The sequence below is a fragment of the Pseudomonas sp. dw_612 genome (assembly GCF_018449725.1).
GTDB lineage: Bacteria > Pseudomonadota > Gammaproteobacteria > Pseudomonadales > Pseudomonadaceae > Aquipseudomonas.
Window position 1 is genome coordinate 264,513 of the sequence record NZ_JAAVVC010000005.1, and the last position, 25,555, is coordinate 290,067.

Genomic DNA, 25,555 nt, shown 5'->3' on the forward strand with positions numbered 1-25,555 from the left:
GCCCGCGCCAGATCGTCATCTACAGTGAACTTGCGCGGGACTACTTAAAACGTCACGGAGAACCACACTATGAGCACTGATGGTGCTTTGAGTCGAAGCCGTCTACTGCCGAGCCTGCTCGGTATCCTGCTTCTGCTAATGGGCCTGGCCATGCTGGCCGGGGGGATCAAGCTGAGCATGCTCGGCGGCTCGCTGTATTACCTGCTGGCCGGTATCGGCCTGGCGCTGACCGGCGTGCTGCTGATTGCCGCCCGCCGCGCCGCGCTGGGCCTGTACGCACTGGTGCTGTTCGCCAGCACCGTCTGGGCATTGTGGGAAGTCGGTCTCGACTGGTGGCAACTGGTGCCGCGTCTGGCGATGTTGTTTGCGCTGGGCATCGTCATGTTGCTGCCGTGGTTCCGCCGTCCGCTGTTGCGCACCGGCCCTGCGCCGATGGGCACGGGCGCGCTGAGCGTCGCGGTTGTCCTGGCGGGCGCCGCTGCACTGGCCAGCCAATTCACCAGCCCCGGTGAAACCAAGGGTCAACTGGACCGCGACAGCGTGCCGGGCATGACCAACACCGCCCCGGCGATGCCGGACGGTGACTGGAACTCCTACGGCCGCAGCGCCCACGGTGATCGCTACTCGCCACTGGCGCAGATCACCCCGCAAAACGCGCACAAGCTGGTTCCGGCCTGGACCTTCCGCACTGGCGACATCCCTGGTCCTAACGATCCGGGCGAAACCACCGCTGAAAACACCCCGCTGAAAGTCAATGGCATGCTCTATGTGTGCACGCCGCACAGCCAGGTGATTGCCCTGGACCCGGACACCGGCAAGGAAATCTGGCGTTTCGATCCGAAGCTCTCCACGCAGAACGCGGCGAACTTCAAGGGTTGGGCGCACATGACCTGCCGTGGCGTGTCGTATCACGATGACGCCGTGTACGCCTCCGAGCAGAGCCCGACCGGCAGCGCCAGCCCGGCTGCGGCCAGCAACGCGTGCCCACGCCGGATCTTCCTACCGACCGCCGACACCCGTCTGATCGCCCTGAACGCCGACACCGGCAAGATGTGCGAAGACTTCGGCGACAAAGGCCAGATTGACCTGCGCGCCAACATCGGCAGCTTCACCGCCGGCGGTTACTACTCCACTTCGCCTCCAGCGGTCACCAAAGACCTGGTGGTGATTGGCGGCCACGTGACCGACAACGTTTCCACCGACGAGCCAAGCGGCGTAATCCGCGCGTTCGACGTGCACACCGGCAAACTGGTGTGGAACTGGGACAGCGGTAACCCGGACGACACCACGCCGATTGCCGAAGGCAAAACCTACACCCGCAACTCGCCGAACATGTGGTCCATGTTCGCGGTCGACGAAAAACTCGGCATGCTTTACCTGCCGATGGGCAACCAGACCCCGGACCAGTTCGGTGGCGCGCGTACCCCTGAATCGGAACTGCACGCCGCTGGCCTGACTGCCCTGGACATCAACACCGGGCATGTGAAGTGGCACTTCCAGTTCACGCACCATGACCTGTGGGACATGGACGTTGGCGGCCAGCCAACCCTGATGGACCTGAAAACCGCTGACGGCGTGAAGCCAGCGGTACTGGCGTCCACCAAGCAAGGCAGCATCTACGTGCTGGATCGCCGCACCGGCAAAGCGCTTGTGCCGATCAACGAAGTGCCGGTGCCGCAAGGCGCTGTCGCCGGTGATCACACGTCGCCAACGCAACCGAAATCCGACCTCAACCTCATGCCGCCGCCGTTGAAAGAACGCGACATGTGGGGCGTTACCCCGTTCGACCAACTGGTTTGCCGGATCGACTTCAAATCCCTGCGCTACGACGGCCCGTTCACGCCGCCATCGCTGCAAGGTTCGATCGTCTATCCCGGCAACTTCGGGGTGTTCGACTGGGGTGGTATCTCGGTTGACCCGGTACGCCAGATCGCTTTCATGAACCCGGACTACATGGCGTTCAAATCGAAACTGATCCCGGCCGCCGAAATCGCCGCTCAAGGTCCGCGTAAAAGCGAAACCGAAGGCGTGCAGCCGAACAAAGGCGCGCCGTACGGCGTGGTGCTGGAACCGCTGCTGTCGCCAATGGGCCTGCCATGCCAGGCACCGGCCTGGGGTTACGTGACAGCGGTCGACCTGACCACCAGCAAAGTCATCTGGAAACACAAAAACGGCACCGTGCGCGACAGCTCGCCGGTTCCGATCCCGTTGAGCATGGGCGTTCCAAGCCTGGGCGGCACGTTCACCACGGCCGGTGGCGTCGCCTTCCTGAGCGGCACCCTTGACCAATACCTGCGTGCCTATGACGTGAAAAACGGCAAGCAACTGTGGGAAGGCCGCCTGCCAGCCGGCGCGCAAACCACGCCGATGACCTACACCGGCAAGGACGGCAAGCAATACGTGCTCGTTGTTGCCGGCGGTCACGGTTCGCTGGGCACCAAGCAAGGTGATTATGTGATGGCGTACAAACTGTCCGAGTAAGGTTTAGCGGCGGTTAAACGAAAGGCGACGCCTGTGAGGGGGTCGCCTTTTTTTGTGGCTGCGAAATGAACGCAATCTTCAATACACCGTTGATCCCCTGTGGGAGCGGGCTTGCTCGCGAATGCGATTTCACATTCGACTGTGATGCTGACTGACCCACCGCTTTCGCGAGCAAGCCCGCTCCCACAGGAAATCAGTGTCATTGCGGCAATGACCTGTCAAAACCCTGAACACACACCCTGAAATATCCCCTGCCATTGAAACCACCCGCCACCTGCCCCATCTAAGACCCATACCCCATTGCGCAGGTGCCCCATGAGCGACCAGCAAGAATTCCCTGAAGACCCGAGCGAATACGCCGAAACAGACCACATCGAACACCATTCCACCGGCAAAGGCCTCGCCCTGCCTGGCCAGAACCTGCCGGACAAGGTTTACATCATCCCGATCCACAATCGCCCGTTCTTCCCGGCCCAAGTGCTGCCGGTCATCGTCAATGAAGAACCGTGGGCCGAAACACTGGACCTGGTCAGCAAATCCGATCACCACTCCCTGGCCCTGTTCTACATGGACACGCCCCAGGAAGATCCGCGCCATTTCGATACCGCTGCGTTGCCGGAGTACGGCACGCTGGTCAAGGTGCACCACGCCAGTCGTGAAAACGGCAAACTGCAGTTCGTCGCTCAGGGCCTGACCCGGGTCCGAATCAAAACCTGGCTCAAACACCATCGCCCGCCGTACCTGGTGGAAGTCGAATACCCGCACCAGCCCACCGAGCCGACCGACGAGGTCAAGGCCTACGGCATGGCGCTGATCAACGCGATCAAGGAACTGCTGCCGCTCAACCCGCTGTACAGCGAAGAACTGAAGAACTACCTCAACCGCTTCAGCCCCAACGATCCATCGCCGCTGACCGACTTCGCCGCCGCCCTGACATCCGCTACCGGTGGCGAGCTGCAAGAAGTGCTCGACTGCGTGCCGATGCTCAAGCGCATGGAAAAAGTCCTGCCGATGCTGCGCAAGGAAGTCGAAGTCGCGCGCCTGCAGAAAGAAATCTCCGCCGAAGTGAACCGCAAGATCGGCGAGCACCAGCGCGAGTTCTTTCTCAAGGAACAGCTCAAGGTCATCCAGCAGGAACTGGGGCTGACCAAGGATGATCGCAGCGCTGACATCGAACAGTTCGAGCAACGTCTGGAAGGCAAAGTGCTGCCGCCCCAGGCGCAGAAACGCATCGAAGAGGAAATGAACAAGCTGTCGATCCTCGAGACCGGTTCGCCGGAGTACGCGGTCACCCGCAACTACCTCGACTGGGCGACCTCAGTGCCGTGGGGCGTGTATGGCGAGGACAAACTCGACCTCAAGCACGCGCGCAAGGTACTGGACAAACACCACGCCGGCCTCGACGACATCAAGGACCGCATCCTCGAATTCCTCGCGGTCGGTGCCTATAAAGGCGAGATCAGCGGCTCCATCGTGTTGCTGGTCGGTCCGCCGGGCGTGGGTAAGACCAGTGTCGGCAAATCCATCGCCGAATCCCTGGGCCGGCCGTTCTACCGCTTCAGCCTCGGCGGCATGCGCGACGAGGCCGAGATCAAGGGCCATCGCCGCACGTACATCGGCGCACAGCCGGGCAAACTGGTGCAGGCGTTGAAAGACGTCGAAGTGATGAACCCGGTGATCATGCTCGACGAGATCGACAAGATGGGCCAGAGCTACCAGGGCGATCCGGCCTCGGCGCTGCTGGAAACCCTCGACCCGGAACAGAACGTCGAATTCCTCGATCATTACCTGGACCTGCGCCTGGACCTGTCGAAAGTGCTGTTCGTCTGCACCGCCAACACCCTGGACTCGATCCCCGGCCCGTTGCTGGACCGGATGGAAGTGATTCGCCTGTCGGGTTACATCACCGAAGAAAAAATCGCCATCGCCAAGCGTCACCTGTGGCCGAAACAGCTGGAAAAGGCCGGCGTGTCCAAAGGCAGCCTGAGTATCAGCGACAGCGCGTTGAAAGCTTTGATCGACGGATATGCCCGTGAAGCCGGGGTGCGCCACTTGGAAAAAGAACTGGGCAAACTGGTGCGCAAAGCCGTGGTCAAGTTGATCGACGAGCCGAAAGCGGTGATCAAGATCGGACCCAAAGACCTCGAAGCCTCACTCGGCCATCCGGTGTTCCGCAACGAGCAAGTGCTGTCCGGTACCGGCGTGATCACCGGGCTGGCCTGGACCAGCATGGGCGGCGCGACCCTGCCGATCGAAGCGACGCGGATTCACACGCTCAACCGTGGCTTCAAACTCACCGGGCAATTGGGCGATGTGATGAAAGAGTCGGCGGAAATCGCCTACAGCTACGTCAGCTCCAATCTGAAGTCGTTTGGCGGTGATCCGAAGTTCTTCGACGAAGCCTTCGTCCACCTCCACGTGCCGGAAGGCGCGACCCCGAAGGACGGCCCGAGCGCCGGCGTGACCATGGCCAGCGCCCTGCTTTCCCTCGCCCGCAACCAGGCGCCGAAAAAAGGCATCGCCATGACCGGTGAACTGACGTTGACCGGGCATGTGCTGCCGATTGGCGGGGTGCGCGAGAAGGTGATCGCGGCGCGTAGGCAGAAGATTTTCGAATTGATCCTGCCGGAGCCGAATCGCGGCAGCTTTGATGAATTGCCGGAGTACCTGAAAGAAGGGATCACCGTGCATTTCGCCAAGCGCTTTGCGGATGTGGCGAAGATATTGTTCTGATAGGTAGGTAATGCCTGGACCACCGCTTTCGCGAGCAAGCCCGCTCCCACATTGAAATGCACTCCCCTGTGGGAGCGGGCTTGCTCGCGAAGGGGCCATCACTCACAACACATATCCAACGGCCACCTGAAAGGCCCGACTGTCACACTTTGTCTCATCTTCAGTTATGCTCGCCGTTCGTCGTGAATGCCGGAGCCACTGACCTTATGTCCCCCACCCGCCTGTTAGTCCCCCTCGCCCTCGTCCTGCTGGCCGCCTGCTCGACGCAGCCGAAACATAACGTGACCGTGGAAAAACAAAGCGAATGCCCGGCCAGGCTGAGCAACGGGCAAAACCTGATCCTGACCCTGCCGAGCAACCCGACCACGGGTTATCGCTGGGCAATCCAGGACTCCGCTGGCGGCGTATTGCGTGCGTTAAGCCCCGAGGTCTATAGCAATCCGGAAGATGCCGGGATCGTCGGCAGTGCCGGGATTTCCACCTGGCGTTTCCAGTCTTTCGCCACCGGCACCGGCCGTTTGCGCCTGACCTACTCGCAACCGTGGGCGCCGGAAGTCCCGGCGGTGAAAACCTTCGATTGCGCGATTTCGGTTAACTGATCGTGGGCTGGCTGATCCTGGCGCTGATGGGCGCGGTGACTTTTCTGTATGGCCTGAGCGTGCATGCCGCGCTGCTCTGCCTGCTGGTCAAACCGCTGCCCGTATTGGCCCTGCTTGGCTGGCTGCACGACGCGCCGCCCACGGAATATCGGCGCTGGATCAGTCTGGGTCTGATTTTTTCCCTGCTCGGCGACGTGCTGTTGGCGTGGCCAGGGGATTTGTTTGTGTTTGGCCTGGGGGCTTTTTTGGTCGCGCATCTGGCGTACCTGAAAGCGTACTTGAGCGATTGTCGGCGGTTGGCGTTGTTGCCGTTGGTTTTGGCCGTTGTGGTGGGCGCGGCACTGTTGGGGATTCTGATTTCCCACGGACTGGGGCCGTTGCTGGTGCCAGTGATTGTGTATGGCGTGGCGATCAGCGCGATGCTCTGGCGGGCGCTGGCCCGGCTCGGCAGCGATGTGCCCAAGCGCTCGGCGCTGCTGGCGGCGGCGGGTGCGGTGGCGTTTGTGTTTTCTGACAGCGTGATCGGGATTAGTCGGTTTGTGATGCCGTTCGAGGCGGCGCCTTACGTGATCATCCTCAGTTATTGGGTGGGGCAATGGGGGATTACGGCGTCGGCGTTCGGCCCGGAACCGCGTTTAGCCTAAGAGAAAAGATCGCAGCCTTCGGCAGCTCCTACAGGAGATCGCATTCCAAAGTAGGCGCTGCCGAAGGCTGCGATCTTTTGATTTACGGTTTATCAGACAACCCGCGCATCCCCCCGTCAATTTGGCTAAAATGCCGGCCTTTTCCACCTACGCCGCTGGAACCGCCGTGAGCAAAGAACCCGATCGCCTTTTCGCCCAGCCTTTGGCCCAGGTGCCTGACTTCGCCTTTAACGAGGACGTGGTGCGGGTGTTCCCGGACATGATCAAGCGCTCGGTGCCGGGTTATCCGACTATCGTTGAAAACCTTGGCGTGCTCGCTGCGCAGTTTGCCCAGCCCAACAGCGTGCTCTACGACCTCGGCTCGTCTCTGGGCGCCGTGACCCAGGCCCTGCGCCGTCACGTGCGCACCGACGGTTGCCGCGTGATCGCTGTGGATAACTCGGCGGCGATGGTCGAGCGCTGCCGCGAATACCTCAACGGTCAGGACTCGATGTTCCAGGAGTTGCTGCCGGTGGAAGTGATCGAAGGCGACATCCTCGCCCTCGAGTTCCAGCCAGCCTCGGTGGTGGCGCTGAACTTCACCCTGCAATTCATCGCCCCGGAGCAGCGCACCGCATTGCTCTCGCGCATCCGTCAATCGCTGTTGCCCGGTGGCGCGCTGATTCTGTCGGAGAAGCTGCGTTTCAACGATCTGGAAGAACACGCGTTGCTCACCGACCTGCACGTCGCGTTCAAACGCGCCAACGGCTACAGCGAACTGGAAATTGCCCAGAAGCGCAGCGCCATCGAAAACGTCATGAAGCCCGACAGCCTCGAAGAACACCGCGAACGCCTGTTGGCCGCCGGGTTCTCGAAAGTCGTGCCGTGGTTCCAGTGTCTTAACTTTGCCTCGTTGATTGCCTTGCCATGATTGATCTGTCCCCCCTCGCCCGCCGTTTGGCCGGCACCCCGCTGGCCGAATGGGCCAACACCCTGCAAGCGCAACTCGACAAAAAAATGGAAAAAGGTCACGGCGACCTGGAGCGCTGGCAAAGTGCGCTGGACGCCTTGCCGAAGATCCAGCCAAGTATCGTCGATCTGCTCAATGGCCTGACCCTGGACACCGACTGCGACGATGAAACCCGTGCGCAGATGCGTACCGCGCTGATGGGCCTGTCGCCGTGGCGCAAGGGGCCGTTCGATCTGTTCGGCGTGCACGTCGATACCGAATGGCGCTCGGATTGGAAATGGTCGCGGGTGGCGCCGCACCTCGACTTGAAGGGCAAACGCATCCTCGATGTCGGCTGCGGCAATGGCTATTACATGTGGCGCATGCTCGGCGCCGGTGCCGACAGTGTGATCGGCGTCGATCCGAACTGGCTGTTCTTCTGCCAGTTCCAGGCCGTGCAGCGTTACCTGTCCGAACCGAATGCCTGGCACCTGCCGTTCCCGTTCGAAGACCTGCCGCCGAACATGGAAGGCTTCGACACCGTGTTTTCCATGGGCGTGTTCTACCACCGTCGCTCGCCGATCGAGCATTTGCTGGCGCTGAAGGATTGCCTGGTCAAGGGCGGCGAACTGGTGCTGGAGACGCTGGTAATCGAAGGTGATCAGCAGCAAGTGTTGGTGCCCGAAGACCGTTATGCGCAGATGCGCAACGTGTGGTTCCTGCCGTCGGTACCGGCGCTGGAGCTGTGGCTGCGCCGGGCCGGGTTCACGGATGTGCGCTGTGTGGATGTGAACGTGACCACCGTCGAGGAACAGCGCGGGACGGAGTGGATGAAGTACCAGTCGTTGAGTGACTTCCTCGACCCGGAAGATCACAGCAAAACGGTTGAAGGGCTGCCGGCGCCGATGCGGGCGGTGATCGTCGCTCGCAAATAAACCCTCGATCTCCAAACCAACGAAGATCCCTGTGGGAGCGAGCTTGCTCGCGATGAGGCCCTAACTTCCAACATCAATGTTGAATGTAAGGCCGCCATCGCGAGCAAGCTCGCTCCCACAATTGTTTAGAGTGGCTGCCGATTTTGCGCTCGACGCCAATCCCCTGTGGGAGCGGGCTTGCTCGCGAATGCAGTGTGTCATTCAGCATAGATGTGACTGACACACTGCATTCGCGAGCAAGCCCGCTCCCACATTTTTGATCGGTGTTTACTCTGTGGGCTTGGCTCTTCGGGCCTTGAAGAACTCGCTCAGCACCGCGCCACACTCCTCCGCCAACACCCCGCCTTCAAACAACACCCGGTGATTCAAGAAACCCTGGGTAAAAAACGCCCCCTGACTCTGCACAATCCCGGCCTTGGGCTCCAGGGCGCCGTACACCACCCTCGCAATGCGCGAATGCACGATCAGGCCGGCGCACATGCTGCACGGCTCCAGGGTCACGTAGAGGGTGCTGCCGGGCAGGCGATAGTTGCTGGCGGCCAGGGCGGCGGCGCGGATCGCGACCATTTCGGCGTGGGCGCTGGGGTCGTGGCCGCTGATCGGGCAATTGAAGCCGCGACCGATGATTTCCCCGTCCTGCACCAGCACCGCGCCCACCGGCACTTCGCCCAGGGCCGCGCCTTTAGCGGCAAGGGTCAGGGCTTCGCGCATGAAGTCGCGGTCGCGGCTGCGGTCGATGATCGCGGCGGGACGAATCTGACGCATCACGCCACCTCGATAGCGGCCATCAGGCCGGTTTCCATGTGATCGATCACATGGCAGTGGAACATCCAGATCCCCGGGTTATCCGCCACCAGCGCCACTTGCGCGCGCTCGTTTTTGCCCAACAGGTAGGTGTCGGTGAAGTACGGGATGACCTTGTGCCGGTTCGAGGCAATCACCTTGAAACTCATGCCATGCAGGTGAATCGGGTGTTGATACTGAGTCATGTTCTTCAATTCGAAAATGTAGCTTTTGCCCTTCTCAAGCTTGGCAATCGGGCGGTCGGCGCAGGTCTTGTCGGTGATGTCCCAGGCCTTGCCGTTGATCTGCCACAGGCTCGGCGGCTTGCCGTTGTCGACGTTGACCGACACCGAGCCCACCCATTCGAAATTGAAGTTGAGTTTCTCGGCATTGGCCAGGTCCGGCTCGGCCACCGGGTTGGCGGGCAGCGCGGGCGGCCACTGGGTCGGCGCGTCGCTGTTGGCCACCGAGCGGAACGTGCCCACGCGCACCGGGCCGTTGCGCAAGGATAGCTCTTCACCGGCCGGCGGGGCCTTGATCGCCAGACAGATGCGCATGCCGGGGCCGAGCCAGTATTCCTTGCCCAATGGGCGCGGTTCGATGGGGTTGCCGTCCAGCGCGTAGATCTGCGCTTCAACGCCCGGGATGTTGAGGCGATAGGTCAAGGTGTTGTCGAGGTTGAGCAAACGCACACGGGTGATTTGCCCGGCAGGCAATTCGATCACCGCTTGTGCCACGCCGTTGATCGTCGACAGGCGCCCGGCCGTACCGCCACGAGCCGCTTCACGGGGAATGCTGAACGCGACGAACGCGCCCGCTTCATCGACGTGCCAGCTCTTGAGGCTCAGGGTTTTTTCGTACTTGAAACCGGTGGGCTCGCGCTCTTCGATGATCAGCGGGCCGACCAGGCCACGGCCGAGTTCTTCGCTGCTGTTCACGTGGGGGTGATACCAGTAGCTGCCGGCGTCCGGCACGCGGAATTTATAGTCGAAGTATTCGCCCGGCAGCACGGGAAGCTGCGAGACGTAGGGCACGCCGTCCATTTCCAGCGGCAGGCGGATGCCGTGCCAGTGAATGGTGGTCGCGACCGGCAGGTGATTGATGAAGCGCACCCGCAACCATTCGCCCTGTCGCACCCGCAACTCGGTGCCCGGCGCCGACAGACCGAACGCCCAGGCTTCGGTCTTGTGCCCGGCGACCAGTTCGACGTCCAGCGGTGCCGCGATCAGCTCATAGTCGTGGCCCGCGTCAGCGTCGGCCATCTTGCCCAGCCAGTAACGCGACGCGCCACCGGCCCCCACGCCAACCACCACAAGACCGGCCAGACCACCGAGTATTTGTCGACGGGTAAAGGACATGAACTCAACTACCTCACGTATCAGCGACAGGCCTGAGGCCCGCAAAAGGCGAATACGATACACCTGCGGTTGAGAAACAGTAAGGGCGGGGCGGCGGATGGCCGCAGGCGCCTGCAAGGGCCACCCCTCACCCCAGCCCTCTCCCCAAAGGGGAGAGGGGGAAAGGGAGCCGATTTTCATGCTGTTCAGCACCTGAGTTCGGCTCGATATCTCAGGTCGATGTCGCTCGAAAGAACAACTCGATCAGTCCCCTCGCCCCTTTGGGGAGAAGGGAAAGGGAGTCGATTTTCATGCTGTTCAGCACCTGAGTTCGGCTCGATATCTCAAGTCGATGTAGCTCGAAAGAACAACCCGATCAGTCCCCTCGCCCCTTTGGGGAGAGGGTTAGGGTGAGGGGTGGCTCTTGATCCTCGTCACCTAACGCCCAGTGACCACCAATCCCATCAACAAATGCACCACCCCATCGTCCAGCTTCATGAAGCCCGGCACACCAGCCAAATTCAACGCCTGCGGATCCATCCGCGCCACATCCCGCAACTCCACCCGCACCCGGGTCAGCGCCACGGGCTGCTGGGACTTGAGGTTATCCACCCCACCCAGCGCGGCCACAACCTCCGGCGCCAACCCCGAAACCACCTGCGCCACGACTTTCGGCTCATCCACCACCAAATCCGGCGTCAACGCTTTCCAGAACGCCCGCTGCATTTTCTCGAACATGCTCAGTTCTCCAGAACCAGTGAAGTATCGACCGTCGCTTCGTGGTACAGCCGCAGCGCCTCGCGCACTTGCTCGGCACTTTCCAGCCCCAGCACTTGTTGGGCGATGGCCTGGCAGTCCGTCAGATCCACTTCCCGCACCGCCGCTTTCACCGCTGGAATCAGCGGCACGCTCACCGACAATTCATCCACGCCCAGCCCCAGCAACAACGGGGTCGCCAGGGTTTCCGAAGCCAGCGCACCACACACGCCGACCCATTTGCCGTGGGCATGGGCCGCTTTGACCGTGCTGGCGATCAAGCGCAGCACCGACGGGTGAAAGCTGTCGGCCTGACTGGCCAGGCGTGGGTGATCGCGGTCCATGGCCAGGGTGTATTGGGTCAAATCGTTGGTGCCGATGGAGAAGAAATCCACCTCGGGTGCGAACAGATCCGCCATCAACGCGGCGGCCGGTACTTCAATCATGATCCCCAGTTTCGGCAGTTCCGTGAGGCCTAGCGCCAGCGCCTCTTCTTCCAGCAGTTGCCGCGCCAGACGCAATTCCGAGAGCTGCGCAACCATCGGCAACATGATGTGCAAACGCGCCAATCCGGTGCTGCTGAGGATGGCCTTGAACTGATCCCGCAGCAGTTGCGGACGCTCCAGGCACAGGCGAATCCCGCGCATGCCGAGGAACGGATTGGTTTCGCTGTCCATCGGCACGTAAGCCAACGGTTTGTCGCCGCCGACGTCCAGGGTGCGCACCACCAGATTGCGCGTAGGCCCCAGGGCGCGCGCGATGGCGCTGTAGGTGGACGCCTGCTCGTCATGGCTCGGCGCGTGGTTGCGGTCCAGATAAAGGAACTCCGAACGCAATAGCCCGACACCTTCACCGCCGAGGGTCATGGCTTGCTCAGTTTCAGTCAGCGAAGCGACGTTGGCCGTCACTTCAATGTGATGACCGTCGCGGGTGCACGCGGCGAGCGCGGCGTGGGCCAGTTCATGTTGATGGCGTTTCTGTTGTTGCTGACGGTTGGCTTGCAGTTGTTCGATAGCCGCAAGGTCCGGATCAAGCTGCAATTCGCCTTTGTCGGCGTCGAGCAACACTTGCGTGCCATCGACCAGCGCCAGTACTTGCACCGGCAAACCGCAGATCGCCGGCAGGCCAGCGGCCCGGGCCAGAATCGCGACGTGGCTGGTGGCGCCGCCGCCGACTGTGGCGAATCCCAGGACTTTGCGGGTATCGAGTCCGGCAGTCTGAGACGGCGTCAGTTGCTCGGCGATCAGGATTGCGCCGTCCGGCAGGTCCAACGCGCGGTCGGTTACGCCGAGAATGCGCTTGAGCACCCGTTGGCCGACATCCGCCAGATCCGCCGCCCGCTCGGCCAGCAACGGACTGCCGAGGCTTTTGAATTGCGCCGCCGTCGCTTCGGTGGTCGCGCGCCAGGCGAAACCGGCACTTTTGCCTTCGCCGATCAACGACCGGGCCTGATCCAGCAGGCTCGGATCTTCGAGCAATTCCTGATGCGCCTTGAAAATCTCGGCCTGGGCATCGCTGGTGGCGTTGTCGCGCAATTGCTGCAAGTCGTTCAGAGCCTCGCCCAACGCTTGCGATAACACCTCAAGCTCGGCCTGTGCACCTTGGCCGAACTCGCTCACGTCCAGCTTCTGCTCGGCAATCTGTACCACCTGACCAAACGCCGAACCCGCCGAGGCGCACACTCCGCGCAGCACGGTCAGCGACTCGACGGGTTCCACCTCAACCGCCACTTTCACGGTTTCGCCACAACCCGCGACCAGCAATTCGGCCAACGTCTTGATCGCCACCTCGGCATCCGGCCCCGCCGCGCTGACTTGCACCACGTCACCGTGCCCCGTCTGCAACGCCATGATCGCCACCAGGGATTTGGCATTGGCGCTGTCCTGCTGTTTATGCAGGTAAATGCTTGCCAAAAAGCTTTTCGCCGCTTGCGCGAACACGGCGGCCGGACGCGCGTGCAAGCCATTCGGGTTGGCCAGCGTCACCGGTTTGGAGAACAGCGCCTCGCCCTCTTCCGCCAACACGTCATCAGCCACAGGTCCGGTGCCGTTCAAACCCAGCAATGGCTGGCCACTGTCCACCAGCCCCGTTTCCGGCACCAGCCAAGTGAACGGTTCGCCGCTGACCACCAGCATCAAGGTCAACAAACTGCGGGCATGCAAGGCGATGTAATCGGCATCGAATTCGATCAACGCCTGCCCTGCTTCGACGCGTTGGCCTTCCTCCACCAACCGGGTAAACCCCTTGCCCGCCAGGTTCACGGTATCGAGGCCGATGTGCATCAACACCTGCACCCCGCTGTCGTCGGTGATGCTGACCGCATGCCCACTGGCCTGCACATTGCTGATCACCCCGGCCAGCGGTGCCAGCAGGGTTTGTGAAGTCGGGTCGATGCATAGACCGTCACCGATCACGCGGCTGGAGAACACCGGATCGGGCACCTGGTCCAGCGGCATCAGCACGCCGGACAGCGGCGCGAGCAGTTGCAAATGTTGGGGTGTGGCCATGACGTCACCTGCTGTTTTGTTCTTTTGAAAGACGCTGAAGCGAATGGTAACTGTAGGAGCACGGCTTGCCGGCGATGGCGATCTCAAGGCCGCTATCGCCGGCAAGCCGTGCTCCTACAGGTGTTCTCTGCGCGACAATGCGCGTCGAGGACAGCCGCAGTTTTGCGTTTATTTCCACCAATACTCGACCTGCAATCCGACATTCGCACCGTGGCGCGCCGTGCCGAAGGCGCCGGTATCGGATAACGCCGAGCCCGCCGCCAGTTCATTGGCCGCCCGTTTGGCCGCCTCGTTCCAGCTCGCATAGGTGTAATACAGACGCACCTCCGGGCGCGCCCAGAATTCCGGGCCCTTGGGCGACCAGGTCGGGGCGAAGGTGAACTTGCTCAACTTGCGCGTCCCGCCCGGTGCATCGACCTGATCGTGACCCAATTCGGTCACCAGTTTGAACTGCTCAGTGATCGCATAGGCCGGGCGTACGCCGATGGACATCCAGTTCTGGTCGGCGCCGTCCGGGCGAATGTCTTTCTGATACACCGCTTCGATCTGCCCGCCGAAACGCGGCGTCACCTGCCAGTCGAAGAACTCCACCACCCGATAACTTTTGTTGCTGTCGTCGAGCTTCACGTTACCGGTATACCCCAACCCGGTGCCGGGGCCTTCGCCGTACTGGAAGGCCAGTTTGTTCTTGCCGCCGAGAAAGCCTTTCTGCACATGCTGGGCAGTGATCGCCCAGCCACGGTGCGCATCACGGCTGTCAGGCTTGTCGATGTAGCTCAGGCCCAGTTCCAGCTCGCCGCCGGGGTTGGTGTCGAACCCGGCGACGTTGAAGTCATGCCGGTTGATGTAATCCTTCTGGTACAGGTTGTCCTTGCGCGAGTAGGCGTAGCTGTATTTCAGATCGCCGATCAACACGTCCTCGACACCGCCGCCGGTGGCGCTCTGGTTCCAATAGTAGAAGTCGGAAATGTGGATATCGTTCCGCTTGTAATAACGCCGACCGGCCCACAACGAACCGCCATTCAGACTCGGCATGTTCGACCACTGCGCATACATCTGCGGCATGCGTACCGAGCCGTTATCACCGTTGAAGGTCAGGTCCTTGTCGTACTGGTTATACAGCGAAGCCATGCCGTCGACGCTCAACACCGAGCCATCGTCCAGGGTGTACAGATCCTGGCGCAATTCCAGTTCGGCGTACTGTTCGCATTCGTTGCCCAAGCGATACTTTGTTTGCGCCCCCGGTAATTGAAAACACTGTTGTTTGCCACTGTTCACCGACGTCCCGACGCCGCTGCGCAAGTAACCGGCGAACTCCAGCGCCTGGGCCGACAGCGGCAAAGCCAGGCACACGCCCGCGGCGAAAAGGCTGCGATTTATTGTTGTTTTCAAGTGCTACCCCATTATTTTTATTGTGTGCTGCAGCAAAAAACAGCGCGCAAAACTCCCCCGCGCAGTGTTCTGCGTGTTTTTGAAAACAGTGTTTTTTATTAGTGAGTCAGGTGCAGTACGAACGACTCAAAGGGCCGTAAAAACACCTGCCGATTGCGCGGCGGACAGTCCGGGTAGTTGCTGATGACCAAGCGTTGCGACATCGCTTCGCTGATCACTTCTTCCGGCAACTCGACTTCGCAGGTTGTGCCGTAGAAGTTGTTCAGCACCAGCAAGCGCTCATCCACGCCTTCACGCACATAGGCCCAGATGTGTGAGTGTTCGGGCAACAACTGCCGGTACACACCGTCGGACATCAAGGCTTCCTCGCTGCGCAAAGCGATCAACCGGCGATAGTGATGCAGCACCGAATCCGGGTCGTCGAGCTGACTGGCAACGTTGATCTGCGCGGCGTTGGCCGGCACGCTGATCCACGGTTCGGCCACGCTGAAACCGGCGTTCGGCTCGGCATTCCAGTGCATCGGCGTGCGGCCGTTGTCCCGGGATTTCTGCATGATCGCCGCCATGTTGTCGGCATCGCTGACACCGGCATCGCGCTTGAGGCGATGGATGTTCAGGGTCTCGACATCGCGGTACTGGTCGATGTGATCGAAGCCCGGATTGGTCATGCCCAGTTCTTCGCCCTGGTACACAAACGGTGTGCCCTGGAGGAAGTGCAACGCCGTGCCGAGCATCTTCGCCGACACCACCCGATACTCGCCGTCGTGACCAAAACGCGAGACCACCCGCGGCTGATCGTGGTTACACCAAAACAATGCATTCCAGCCGCCACCGGCCTGCATGCCGGTCTGCCAATCCGAGAGAATGCGCTTGAGTTGCAGGAAGTCGAAATCGGCGCGAATCCACTTTTGCAGGTTCGGATAATCGACTTTCAAGTGATGGAAGTTGAAGGTCATCGACAACTCTTTCGAGTCCGGCCGCGAGTAGCGAATGCAATGCTCAAGGCTGGTAGAAGACATCTCGCCGACGTTGATCAGGTCGTGGCCTTCAAACACTTCGCGGTGCATTTGCTGCAAATACTCGTGGACGTTCGGGCCGTCGGTGTAGAAGCGTCGGCCGTCGCTGTTGTCCTCGGGGAAATCCGCCGGTTTCGAGATCAGGTTGATCACGTCGAGACGGAAACCACCGACGCCTTTGTCGCGCCAGAAGCGCATCATCTTGAACACTTCGGCACGCACCTGCGGGTTGTCCCAGTTCAGGTCGGCCTGGGTGTGGTCGAACAGGTGCAGGAAGTATTGGCCGGTCTGGGCTTCGTACTCCCAGGCCGAACCGCCGAACTTGGATTCCCAGTTGTTCGGCTGGTCGCGCCAGATGTAGAAGTCGCGGTACGGGTTGTCGAGGCTGCTGCGGGCCTGCTGGAACCAGGTGTGCTCGATGGAGGTGTGGTTGACCACGATATCGAGCATCAACTTGATCCCGCGCTTGCCGGCCTCGGCGATCAGCAATTCGCAGTCGGCCATGGTCCCGTAGCTCGGGTCAATGGCGTAGTAATCGCTGATGTCGTAACCGTTGTCGCGCTGGGGCGAACGCAGGAACGGCGTGATCCACAGGCAATCGACGCCCAGCCAGTGCAGGTAGTCGAGCTTGGCCACGACCCCGAGCAAATCACCCGTGGGGTTGCCGGCGTGGCTGTGGAAGCTTTTCGGGTAGATCTGGTAGATCACCGAACGTTGCCAGTCTTGCATGGCTGGGTTCCTCTTGAATTTTGTACAACCTCGGTAGGAACTGCCGAAGGCTGCGATCTTTTGATCTTGATTCTCGAAGTAATCAAGATCGCTGAAGATCAAAAGATCGCAGCCTTCGGCAGCTCCTACGCGCGAATGGTTCTGTCAGGCAACCCGAAATCCAGGCCGAACAATCTTCATGCTCAACCCACAGGTCAAAACAAACGGCACGACCATGGCGATGATCATCCCGATCACAAACATCGGGATGAACTGCGGAATGACCGAGATAAAACCGGGCAAGCCGCCGACGCCAATCGCCGAGGCCTGGACCTTGTTCAGCGACAGGAAGATACAGCCCAGTGCCGAGCCGATCAGCGCCGAATAAAACGGAAATTTGTAGCGCAGGTTGACGCCGAACATCGCCGGTTCGGTGATGCCGAAATACGCGGAAATCGCCGAGGTCGAGGCCATGCTTTTGTCCCGCACGTTGCGGGTCATGTAGAACACCGCCAGCGCGGCGCTGCCCTGGGCGAGGTTGGACATGACGATCATCGGCCAGATAAAGGTGCCGCCCTGAGTGGAAATAAGCTGCAGGTCCACGGCGAGGAACATGTGGTGCATGCCGGTGATCACCAGCGGCGCATACAGCAGGCCGAAAATCGCCCCGCCAACCATCGGCGCGAGGTCAAACAAGGTGACCACGCCTTCGGTGATCAGAATTCCCAGATGCCGGGTTACCGGGCCAATCACCGCCAGCGCCAACACGCCAGTGACGACGATGGTGGTGATCGGCACCACCAGCAATTGCACGGCATTCGGCACCCGCGCCCGCAGCCATTTTTCGATGACGCTCATGACGTAGGCCGCCAGCAGAATCGGCAGGATCTGGCCTTGATAACCGACCTTCTCGATCTTGAACCAGCCGAAGATATCGAAGTACGGCAGACTCTGGCCATCGAGCCCGGCCACAGCCTTGCCGTAGTTCCAGGCGTTGAGCAGGTCCGGGTGCACCAACATCAGGCCGAGCACGATGCCGAGGATTTCGCTGCCGCCAAACCGCTTGGCCGCCGACCAGCCCACCAGCGCGGGCAAGAACACAAACGAGGTGTTGGCCATCAGGTTGATAAGGCTCCAGATGCCATCCAGGCTCGGGTACGCATCCAGCAGGGTTTTGCCTTCGATGAACATGCCCTTGGCGCCGATCAGGTTGTTGACGCCCATCAGCAGGCCAGCAACCACCAACGCCGGCAGGATCGGCATGAACACGTCGGAAAACACCCGCACCAGGCGCTGCATGGCGTTGATCTTGTCCGCGCTCTTTTGTTTAACGTCGGCGATGGTCGACGCGGCGAGGCCGGTTTGCCGGCGCAGTTCGGCGTAGACCTTTTCCACTTCGCCGGGGCCGATGACCACCTGGAACAGGCCACCGGTGAAGAACGAGCCCTTGACCAGATCGATCTGGTTCAGCGTGGCGCTGTTGACCAGGCTCGGGTCCTTGAGGGCCAGGCGCAAGCGCGTGACGCAGTGCGCGGCCTGCTCGAGGTTGTCGCTGCCACCGAGGCTGACAAGCAGCTCGCTGGCGATATTCGGATAGTCGTGGCTCATGCTTGATCTTCCGTTGTCGTTTTTTGTTATTGGCAGCACGCCGAAACGAAAAGTACTCGTCTGTACGAGTTAATGCAACAACTCGTACAGACGAGTTTGATTTTGTTTATCCTGAACCCGTCCGGCGGCGACATTTCCTACCTTCAAAGTCAACGAATCCCAAAGCCGCATGGACAAACCCCTACCCTGCCCTTAAGGTTCGAAGCCTTGAGTACAGCGCGGCATAGAGCCATCCCCATGAGTAAATACAACCAGATCTACACCGATCTGCTTGCCAGCATCACCACCGAACGTCTGGAACGCGGCGCCCGATTGCCTTCCGAAACCGAATTGATGGACAGCTACCAGGCCAGTCGCGGCACCGTGCGCAAGGCCATCGAGCAATTGCAGGAGCGCGGCTTCGCCCAGAAAATCCACGGCAAAGGCACCTTTGTTCTGTCGACCAACCCGATCGAATTCCAGCTCGGCGGCATCGTCAGCTTCCAGGAAACCTATCCACGGCTGGGCAACGACGTCAGCACCGAAGTGGTCGAGTTCGACCAGATTCCGCTGGAGGGCGCGCTGCTGGAACACATCCAGGCCGAAGCCGGCAGCCTGATCACGCGGATCAAGCGGGTGCGGCGAATCGATGGCAAACGGGTGATCCTCGACATCAACCATTTCGTCAGCGATGTGATCCCCGGCCTGTCCCGGGACATCGCCGAGCAATCGATCTACGCCTTCATCGAACAGACCCTGCAACTGCAAATCGCCTACGCCCAGCGCACCATCGAAGCGGTGCCGCGCAGCAAGGACGATCAACTGCTGCTGGACCTCGACGGCCAAAGCCACGTGATCGTGGTCAGTAACCAGACGTTTTTGCAGGATGGGCGCCAATTCGAGTACACCGAGTCCCGGCATACATTGGATAAATTCTACTTTTCGGATGTGGCGCGACGCTGATTCGTACACGGGACACGGCGAGTTCCATGCTTGTGATCAGCCAGGGACTGCAACAAATGCCAATGCGTCCGACATCTTTGTCATTCCAGCCTTGAGACAGTGAGCAGCGCAAACTCACTCAAGGAAGAGCGAAATGACTGCAACCGAACACCCGTCGCCAGCCGCCGACCTGCCCAACGCCGCCGATGCGCAGGCGCTCAAGGTGCTGGTTCCGGCACTGGTCGAGGCTTGCCCCGATCTTTACGACATGGCGACCACCTTCGCCAAACGCATCCTCACCGAGCACGGCATCCACGACCTGGAGCCGGATCAGGTCTATTGGCACCGCTTCCATGGTTCCCAGAGCAACGACAAGACCTTTACCGGGTGGGAACACATCGAACACCCTCACGATTCGATGACCCTGACACAACTGGTGATCACCCGCTTCACCGTGCATGACCAGGACAACACCGACATGCTCGACAACGACTGCGGCTTCTACAGCGCAGGGCCGGAGGCCGGAACTTACAACGAGACCAACGAGGTTCGTCTGTTCGGCAGCGAGGTGCTCAAGGCGTTCTGGGCCTATAACTTCGTCGATCACTACAAGGCCAGGGTCGAGTCGTTCTGGAACACCCAAGGCAAGACCTTCAGGACCCTGGCCAAGTGCGCGTTCCTGGCCAAGGCCCTTGAAGATTACGAAGCAGGACGTCTGACCGCAGACCATCTGCGCACCGTGATCAACGCGGCCGCAGGCACAGTCACCTGGCCTGCGACACTGAACATGCTCGAAGAAGAACATCAACCCTCCAGCGCCCTGCGCATTCGCCGCTTGTGCGTGGGCGGCTTCGTGTCCACCGATATCCTGTGCATCGTCGACAGTGATAACCGGCAAATCGTCTATGTGCCCGGCGAGTTGTGGGGCTTTCATGTGTTCGACAGTGTCGTCGACCTGCACTGGTGGATTCTGTCCGCCGTGCACAGCACGTCCGGCAGACAGCGCTTCCTCTCGCATTTTCCGGCCGCCGATCACGACATCATGGAAGACACGGCGCAGTTCGATAAAAAAACCGAATGGCTCATGGCGCCTTTTTCTGCCGTCGACGTCATGGCCCATTTTTTCAGGGAGCCGCACATCGAAAATGTCGGCCTCGACAGTGTGCTGGACCTGTTATTCACGGCCTGGAAAACCAACGACCATCGGTTGCTTGAGGATCAGGGTGAGTTCATCCAGCAAGACCCTTTCACTTATCTGCGCGATGCGACTCACGCGCGCATGATGAGCGACGCCACGTTCATGATGACGTCCAATGGCGAACTGCGGAAAAAGCTCTGGATAGGCTATCTGAATGCCTTTGGCCGCGTGTTCGGGCCGTTGGCGGCGGTGGGCTGGCCGGTGGCCCTGGCGGTGGTTGGCGCCGGGCTGGCGAATGTCGGGCTGAACATTGAGCAGGCGGTGAACGGTAAAACTTCCGTCGAACGCAAGGCCGGCGTCACCGGGGCGATTTTCGCGGCGATCAATACCCTGTTCAACGCTATATTTCTCAAGGGCGGTAGCGTTGCGGATATCGCCGAAGCCGATGGCATTCTGGCCAGCGAGGAGCCCATCGGGCAAGTGCTGCCCGAACCCATCGTACAAAGCGACAGCCCGCTGATCACCGAAGGGAAAATCAGTAAACCGGCGCTTGAACCGATTGCCGCCCCGCCCCTGGAAGAGCTGGTGCCGGAACGCTTTCTCCCAAGCGGGGAAGAGAACTTTCTGATCTCGTTCAAAACCGAAATCACCGAACCCACTATCGAAGGCACCGGCATTTCCAAAGGCGTGATCGAAACCCTTTCCGGCAGACGCTACATCTTCATGCGGGTCGGCACCGCGAAGTATCACTACCGGGTGCGCTATGTCGGGCAGCTGCAATCCTGGATCATCATCGATCCGGCCAATCCCTGGTCGCTCAAGCGCAACATCCCTGTAAGCCTGAACGAGTACTCGGAGTGGGAACCGGCATCGCAACTGGGCCTGAAAGGTGGCGTGGGCGGCAAGATCTTTGGCCTGAAACTCTGGGGACAGACCTCCGAACCACTGCCACCCGTCGATACTCCGCCCACGCCTTACGACCTTCCCGAAACCTTGAGGCCAGGGATAACACCGGCAGCCGACGGCACAGCCCGGTTCGACATTCTTGAGCACAGCGTCGAGGCGTACGAATGCAACCTACAGCTGCAGGCCGACACCAACCGTTTTTTCGCCGCCCCTCGCCTGCCCGCACGGCCGACCATTCCTGCCATCAGCGCCGCCGCACCGCCCAAGGAGATTCTCAAGAACTTGCTGCGGGGCTCACGCAATCTGGTGATTGGCGAGGCGCCGGGCAGCATGGCCAGCAAGCAGTTTCTGATCGAAAACATGCCGCTGCTGAGCAAATTGAAAGTCCGCACCCTGCACCTGCAACACCTGCTCACCGAATTCCACCAGGCCGACCTGGATAACTTCACCCGATTCGGCAACATGTCCCGCAGCCTTGAGCGCTACCTCAGGGAAATCGATCAGGTTCAGGGCACTGACCCCAGTGGCCAATTCACCACGCTGGAACTGGTCAGGGCGGCACAGCAAAACCACATTCGGGTGCAGGCGCTGGATTGCTTTGCCAGCTACCAGGACGCGGGCCGGATGGGCATCAAAAATACCTTGCAGGTCAAAATGGGTAACTATTTTGCGCGAACCGTGATCGATGCCGATCAAACCGCCCGGGGTACCCACCAATGGGTGGCGTTGGTAAACCAAAGTCAGGTGGGCACCCTTGACGGTGCCGCGGGCCTCAGTGAAATCGAAGGTGCCGTCGGTCTGCGGATCGAAGAGGCCCCCGTCGGCAAGGCGCGTGGCATAGAACCGGACCCTGGCACGAGCGTCGATAATCGCGGCACGGCCTTGCCAATGCGTACTGACCTGCGCCTGCAACTGGAGACTCCCGAGGTGGTCAGCAACATGCGACGGGCCGATAAACTCCTGACCGAAAACGGCATGTTCACCCTGGTGAACGAATCGGGGGCGACGCTCATCGTGAGCCGCAACCGCTACGGCGCACTGATTCGCACAGTGATCCAGAAAGACCTCAGAGACTTTTTCGTCGATAACCGCAACTGGACCCAGCTGTACGGCCAGCACTACAAGAACCTGAACGAACTGCGTGAGGCACTGATCGCGCGCGGAATGAAGCCAGTCAAAATGCCGGTCGAAGGCAGCCTCGACGTGGCTGAAGCAGCCATTGTCGAAACGCCAGCCGCCACACCAGAGGGCGCAGCCGGTCCCCGCCGCCTGCTGACGCCCGCCACCGAGTACGACGTCCCGATCAGTCAAAGACCCGCCATGAAAGACTGGGTGCTCACGACGGAACAACAGCGAGGACAGCCGCCTTCGGCCAATCCGGGTTCGGACGCGACCCTCTATACGAGAAAAGTGCTGACTCTGCGGACCAAATTGGACGCCGACGCAAAAAGACTGGTTGGAGACTTCAGCATGGCAAATACGCCGACCCGTCCTCCGATCCCGACCGAGAACGCCAGCGTTCCTGAGTTTCTGGAAAAAGTCTTCAACAGTGAGGCCGCAGGGCTGGTGGTCGGTGAAAGCCCTGATCGCATCGCCAGCAGTCGGTTCCTGATCGAGAACATGCCCGAGTTCAAGCGCCTGGGCGTCAGTGACTTGTTCCTGCCGCGTCTACTGAATGACTTCAACCAGGCCGACCTCGACGCGTTTTTTTTCTCGAAGACAGGGGACATGCCCAGCGATCTGGAAAACTACCTGACCACGATCAGCGCCGATCAACAGTCACCCTTTACTTACCTCGACGTAGTGAAACAGGCCCGAGCGCACGGCATCCATGTACAGGCCACCGATTGCGCGGCCAGTTATGCGAACTCCACGCTCAAACTTGTCAGTGTTGATGAACAACGCATGAACAACTACCTGACCAGCCGGTTCATCTACGCTGACGAAGGATTGCGCGCGGGTAAATGGGTGGTGCTCACGGCGCCTGAAGGCACCAACACGTTCAGGAACATTGCGGGCCTGAGCGAACAGCACCAAGCGGTTGGTTTGAGAATCGAAGAAGTAGGACCCGGCCAAGGACAAGGCGTCACGCTGGACCCAGGCACCGAAGTGCATCGCGTCATCGATGAGAACCCGCTCGTACCCAATGCTTTTCGCGGCAGAGTCGATACCCTTTTCGCCGACATGTACCTGCCGATCGAAACGCCGCCATTTGTCAGAACAGCCGCGCAGCGTGAACGCCTTCTGCCGCTGGCTGGCGACTTCTACTTCGAGCGTTCTGCAGAAACCACCACCCTGTGGCATCGCAGCAGAGCGGCTACCGGAGTGGTCTCCACCCCGGTTGAGCGGCTGCCGGACGGGAGCTATACCCTTAATCGTCCGGCATGGCCGGATATCCATCAAAAGCCTTACCCTCATCTGCGCGCCCTTGCCGATGCACTCTACAACCGAGGCATGCATGGGTTAGGTCGGATTCCTGAATAAGGCCTCACCCGAAAATGCAAAACCCCGGCACGGAGGCCGGGGTTCTGTTTATTCAGCTGTCACCGTGCGGGATCATTCCCACTCAATAGTTGCTGGTGGCTTGCTCGACACATCATAAGTAACGCGAGAAATGCCTTCGATTTCATTGATGATGCGGCCGCTGACGGTTTCCAGCAGTTCGTAAGGCAGGTGTGCCCAACGCGCGGTCATGAAGTCGATGGTTTCCACGGCACGCAGGGCAACGACCCAGGCGTAACGACGGCCATCACCGACCACGCCAACCGATTTCACCGGCTGGAACACCACGAACGCCTGGCTGACTTTGTGATACCAGTCGGCCTTGCGCAGTTCTTCGATGAAGATGTGGTCGGCGCGACGCAGCAGGTCGGCGTATTCCTTCTTCACTTCACCGAGGATCCGCACGCCCAGGCCCGGGCCCGGGAACGGGTGACGGTAGACCATGTCGTACGGGAGGCCGAGTTCCAGGCCCAGACGACGGACTTCGTCCTTGAACAGCTCGCGCAGGGGCTCGACCAGTTTCAGGTTCATCTCTTCCGGCAAGCCACCCACGTTGTGGTGCGACTTGATCACGTGGGCCTTGCCGCTTTTGGCGCCAGCCGACTCGATCACGTCCGGGTAGATGGTGCCCTGGGCGAGGTACTTGATGTTGTCCAGTTTGTTGGACTGGGCATCGAAGACGTCGATGAAGGTGCGACCGATGATCTTGCGCTTCTTCTCTGGATCGCTTTCGCCAGCCAGGTTGTCCAGGAACTGATCTTCAGCGTTGGCGCGGATCACCTTGACGCCCATGTTCTCGGCGAACATGGCCATCACTTGCTCGCCTTCGTGCAGACGCAGCAGGCCGTTGTCGACGAAGACGCAGGTCAGTTGGTCGCCGATGGCCTTGTGCAACAGCGCAGCCACTACCGAGGAGTCTACGCCGCCGGACAGGCCGAGCAGAACGTTGTCGGTGCCGACCTGGGCGCGAATGTTGGCGATCGCGTCTTCGGCAATTTTCGACGGCGTCCACAGGGCTTCACAGCCGCAGATGTCGAGGATGAAACGCGAGAGGATGCGACCGCCCTGCTTGGTGTGGGTCACTTCCGGGTGGAACTGCACGCCGTAGTAGCCACGAGCGTCGTCGAACATGCCGGCAATCGGGCAGCTCGGGGTGCTGGCCAGGATGTGGAAGTCCTGCGGCATCTTGGTGACTTTGTCACCGTGGCTCATCCACACGTCGAGGCCGAACAGGCCGTCGGCGTCGATGTGGTCTTCGATACCGTCGAGCAGGCGGCTCTTGCCGACGACGTCAACGCGGGCATAACCGAACTCACGCAGCTCGGAACCTTCGACCTTGCCACCCAGCTGTTCAGCCATGGTTTGCATGCCGTAGCAGATACCGAAGACCGGGACGCCCAGGTCAAACACCGCTTGCGGGCAGCGCGGGCTGTCGGCGACGTGCACGGACTCGGGGCCGCCGGCGAGAATGACGCCTTTTGGAGCGAATTCGCGAATCGCTTCGTCGTCCATGTCGAACGGATGCAGTTCGCAGTACACGCCGATTTCACGCACGCGGCGGGCAATCAGCTGGGTGTACTGGGAACCGAAATCGAGGATCAGAATGCGGTGGGCGTGAATGTCGAGGGCCATGGAGTCAGTCTCGTCTATGGAATTCAGAA

The 25,555-nt window shown here is 60.6% G+C and carries 16 protein-coding genes; 8 read left to right on the plus strand and 8 right to left on the minus strand.

Going from position 1 to position 25,555, the window contains the following annotated elements; all coding sequences use genetic code 11:
* The first annotated feature begins 69 nt into the window (after window positions 1-69).
* From HB680_RS10585 to cmoB, 6 genes are all read left to right on the plus strand, one after another.
* Window positions 70-2,481 carry a glucose/quinate/shikimate family membrane-bound PQQ-dependent dehydrogenase gene (locus tag HB680_RS10585; RefSeq protein ID WP_213938414.1) on the plus strand — a complete coding sequence of 804 codons (2,412 nt, stop codon included), beginning with the start codon at window positions 70-72 and terminating at the stop codon, window positions 2,479-2,481.
* Window positions 2,482-2,796: 315 nt separating this feature from the next.
* Window positions 2,797-5,214 (plus strand): endopeptidase La, encoded by a 2,418-nt coding sequence (lon, locus tag HB680_RS10590; RefSeq protein ID WP_218627629.1) that lies wholly within the window; start codon window positions 2,797-2,799, stop codon window positions 5,212-5,214.
* 206 nt (window positions 5,215-5,420) lie between these two features.
* Window positions 5,421-5,813, plus strand: a complete 393-nt coding sequence (locus tag HB680_RS10595; protein WP_213938415.1) for a protease inhibitor I42 family protein — start codon at window positions 5,421-5,423, stop codon at window positions 5,811-5,813.
* Between the two features lie 2 nt (window positions 5,814-5,815).
* Window positions 5,816-6,457, plus strand: a complete 642-nt coding sequence (locus tag HB680_RS10600) for a lysoplasmalogenase family protein (protein WP_213938416.1) — start codon at window positions 5,816-5,818, stop codon at window positions 6,455-6,457.
* A gap of 130 nt (window positions 6,458-6,587) precedes the next feature.
* Complete coding sequence (cmoA, locus tag HB680_RS10605; RefSeq protein ID WP_193560118.1) at window positions 6,588-7,367, plus strand: carboxy-S-adenosyl-L-methionine synthase CmoA; 780 nt, start codon at window positions 6,588-6,590, stop codon at window positions 7,365-7,367.
* Window positions 7,364-8,320, plus strand: a complete 957-nt coding sequence (gene cmoB, locus HB680_RS10610; protein WP_213938417.1) for a tRNA 5-methoxyuridine(34)/uridine 5-oxyacetic acid(34) synthase CmoB — start codon at window positions 7,364-7,366, stop codon at window positions 8,318-8,320. Before cmoA ends, cmoB begins: the two co-directional genes overlap by 4 nt.
* Window positions 8,321-8,587: 267 nt before the next feature.
* Here cmoB and tadA read toward each other — a convergent pair whose 3' ends face one another.
* From tadA to treP, 7 genes are all read right to left on the minus strand, one after another.
* A complete protein-coding gene (tadA, locus tag HB680_RS10615) occupies window positions 8,588-9,085 on the minus strand; it encodes a tRNA adenosine(34) deaminase TadA (protein WP_213938418.1) in 498 nt (165 codons plus the stop codon).
* Window positions 9,085-10,461, minus strand: a complete 1,377-nt coding sequence (locus HB680_RS10620; protein ID WP_213938419.1) for a multicopper oxidase family protein — start codon at window positions 10,459-10,461, stop codon at window positions 9,085-9,087. Before HB680_RS10620 ends, tadA begins: the two co-directional genes overlap by 1 nt.
* A 417-nt stretch (window positions 10,462-10,878) precedes the next feature.
* Window positions 10,879-11,178 (minus strand): PTS transporter subunit EIIB, encoded by a 300-nt coding sequence (locus HB680_RS10625; protein WP_213938420.1) that lies wholly within the window; start codon window positions 11,176-11,178, stop codon window positions 10,879-10,881.
* Window positions 11,179-11,180: 2 nt separating this feature from the next.
* Window positions 11,181-13,703 (minus strand): phosphoenolpyruvate--protein phosphotransferase, encoded by a 2,523-nt coding sequence (ptsP, locus tag HB680_RS10630; RefSeq protein WP_213938421.1) that lies wholly within the window; start codon window positions 13,701-13,703, stop codon window positions 11,181-11,183.
* Between the two features lie 168 nt (window positions 13,704-13,871).
* Entirely contained in the window at window positions 13,872-15,095 is a 1,224-nt protein-coding gene (locus tag HB680_RS10635; RefSeq protein WP_213938422.1) for a carbohydrate porin, read from the minus strand.
* 98 nt (window positions 15,096-15,193) lie between these two features.
* Window positions 15,194-16,840 carry an alpha,alpha-phosphotrehalase gene (treC, locus tag HB680_RS10640; protein WP_213938423.1) on the minus strand — a complete coding sequence of 549 codons (1,647 nt, stop codon included), beginning with the start codon at window positions 16,838-16,840 and terminating at the stop codon, window positions 15,194-15,196.
* A 144-nt stretch (window positions 16,841-16,984) separates the two neighbouring features.
* Window positions 16,985-18,427: a PTS system trehalose-specific EIIBC component gene (treP, locus tag HB680_RS10645; protein ID WP_213938424.1), complete on the minus strand. Its 1,443-nt coding sequence runs from the start codon at window positions 18,425-18,427 to the stop codon at window positions 16,985-16,987.
* A gap of 237 nt (window positions 18,428-18,664) precedes the next feature.
* On the opposite strand from treP, the gene treR reads away from it, so the two are divergent.
* Window positions 18,665-19,369 carry a trehalose operon repressor gene (gene treR, locus HB680_RS10650; protein WP_213938425.1) on the plus strand — a complete coding sequence of 235 codons (705 nt, stop codon included), beginning with the start codon at window positions 18,665-18,667 and terminating at the stop codon, window positions 19,367-19,369.
* A gap of 133 nt (window positions 19,370-19,502) precedes the next feature.
* Entirely contained in the window at window positions 19,503-23,876 is a 4,374-nt protein-coding gene (locus HB680_RS10655; protein ID WP_213938426.1) for a membrane-targeted effector domain-containing toxin, read from the plus strand.
* Window positions 23,877-23,948: 72 nt separating this feature from the next.
* Here HB680_RS10655 and guaA read toward each other — a convergent pair whose 3' ends face one another.
* Window positions 23,949-25,526, minus strand: a complete 1,578-nt coding sequence (gene guaA, locus HB680_RS10660; RefSeq protein ID WP_074873964.1) for a glutamine-hydrolyzing GMP synthase — start codon at window positions 25,524-25,526, stop codon at window positions 23,949-23,951.
* Window positions 25,527-25,555: the final 29 nt, after the last annotated feature.

What these genes read in the sequence shown, in the direction of transcription:
- HB680_RS10585 (WP_213938414.1), top strand. Translation starts at nt 70, where the DNA reads ATGAGCACTGATGGTGCTTTGAGTCGAAGCCGTCTACTGCCGAGCCTG.
- guaA (WP_074873964.1), bottom strand. Translation starts at nt 25,526, where the DNA reads ATGGCCCTCGACATTCACGCCCACCGCATTCTGATCCTCGATTTCGGT.
- tadA (WP_213938418.1), bottom strand. Translation starts at nt 9,085, where the DNA reads ATGCGTCAGATTCGTCCCGCCGCGATCATCGACCGCAGCCGCGACCGC.
- HB680_RS10595 (WP_213938415.1), top strand. Translation starts at nt 5,421, where the DNA reads ATGTCCCCCACCCGCCTGTTAGTCCCCCTCGCCCTCGTCCTGCTGGCC.
- treR (WP_213938425.1), top strand. Translation starts at nt 18,665, where the DNA reads ATGAGTAAATACAACCAGATCTACACCGATCTGCTTGCCAGCATCACC.
- cmoB (WP_213938417.1), top strand. Translation starts at nt 7,364, where the DNA reads ATGATTGATCTGTCCCCCCTCGCCCGCCGTTTGGCCGGCACCCCGCTG.
- cmoA (WP_193560118.1), top strand. Translation starts at nt 6,588, where the DNA reads ATGCCGGCCTTTTCCACCTACGCCGCTGGAACCGCCGTGAGCAAAGAA.
- ptsP (WP_213938421.1), bottom strand. Translation starts at nt 13,703, where the DNA reads ATGGCCACACCCCAACATTTGCAACTGCTCGCGCCGCTGTCCGGCGTG.
- HB680_RS10655 (WP_213938426.1), top strand. Translation starts at nt 19,503, where the DNA reads ATGACTGCAACCGAACACCCGTCGCCAGCCGCCGACCTGCCCAACGCC.
- treP (WP_213938424.1), bottom strand. Translation starts at nt 18,427, where the DNA reads ATGAGCCACGACTATCCGAATATCGCCAGCGAGCTGCTTGTCAGCCTC.
- HB680_RS10625 (WP_213938420.1), bottom strand. Translation starts at nt 11,178, where the DNA reads ATGTTCGAGAAAATGCAGCGGGCGTTCTGGAAAGCGTTGACGCCGGAT.
- lon (WP_218627629.1), top strand. Translation starts at nt 2,797, where the DNA reads ATGAGCGACCAGCAAGAATTCCCTGAAGACCCGAGCGAATACGCCGAA.
- treC (WP_213938423.1), bottom strand. Translation starts at nt 16,840, where the DNA reads ATGCAAGACTGGCAACGTTCGGTGATCTACCAGATCTACCCGAAAAGC.
- HB680_RS10620 (WP_213938419.1), bottom strand. Translation starts at nt 10,461, where the DNA reads ATGTCCTTTACCCGTCGACAAATACTCGGTGGTCTGGCCGGTCTTGTG.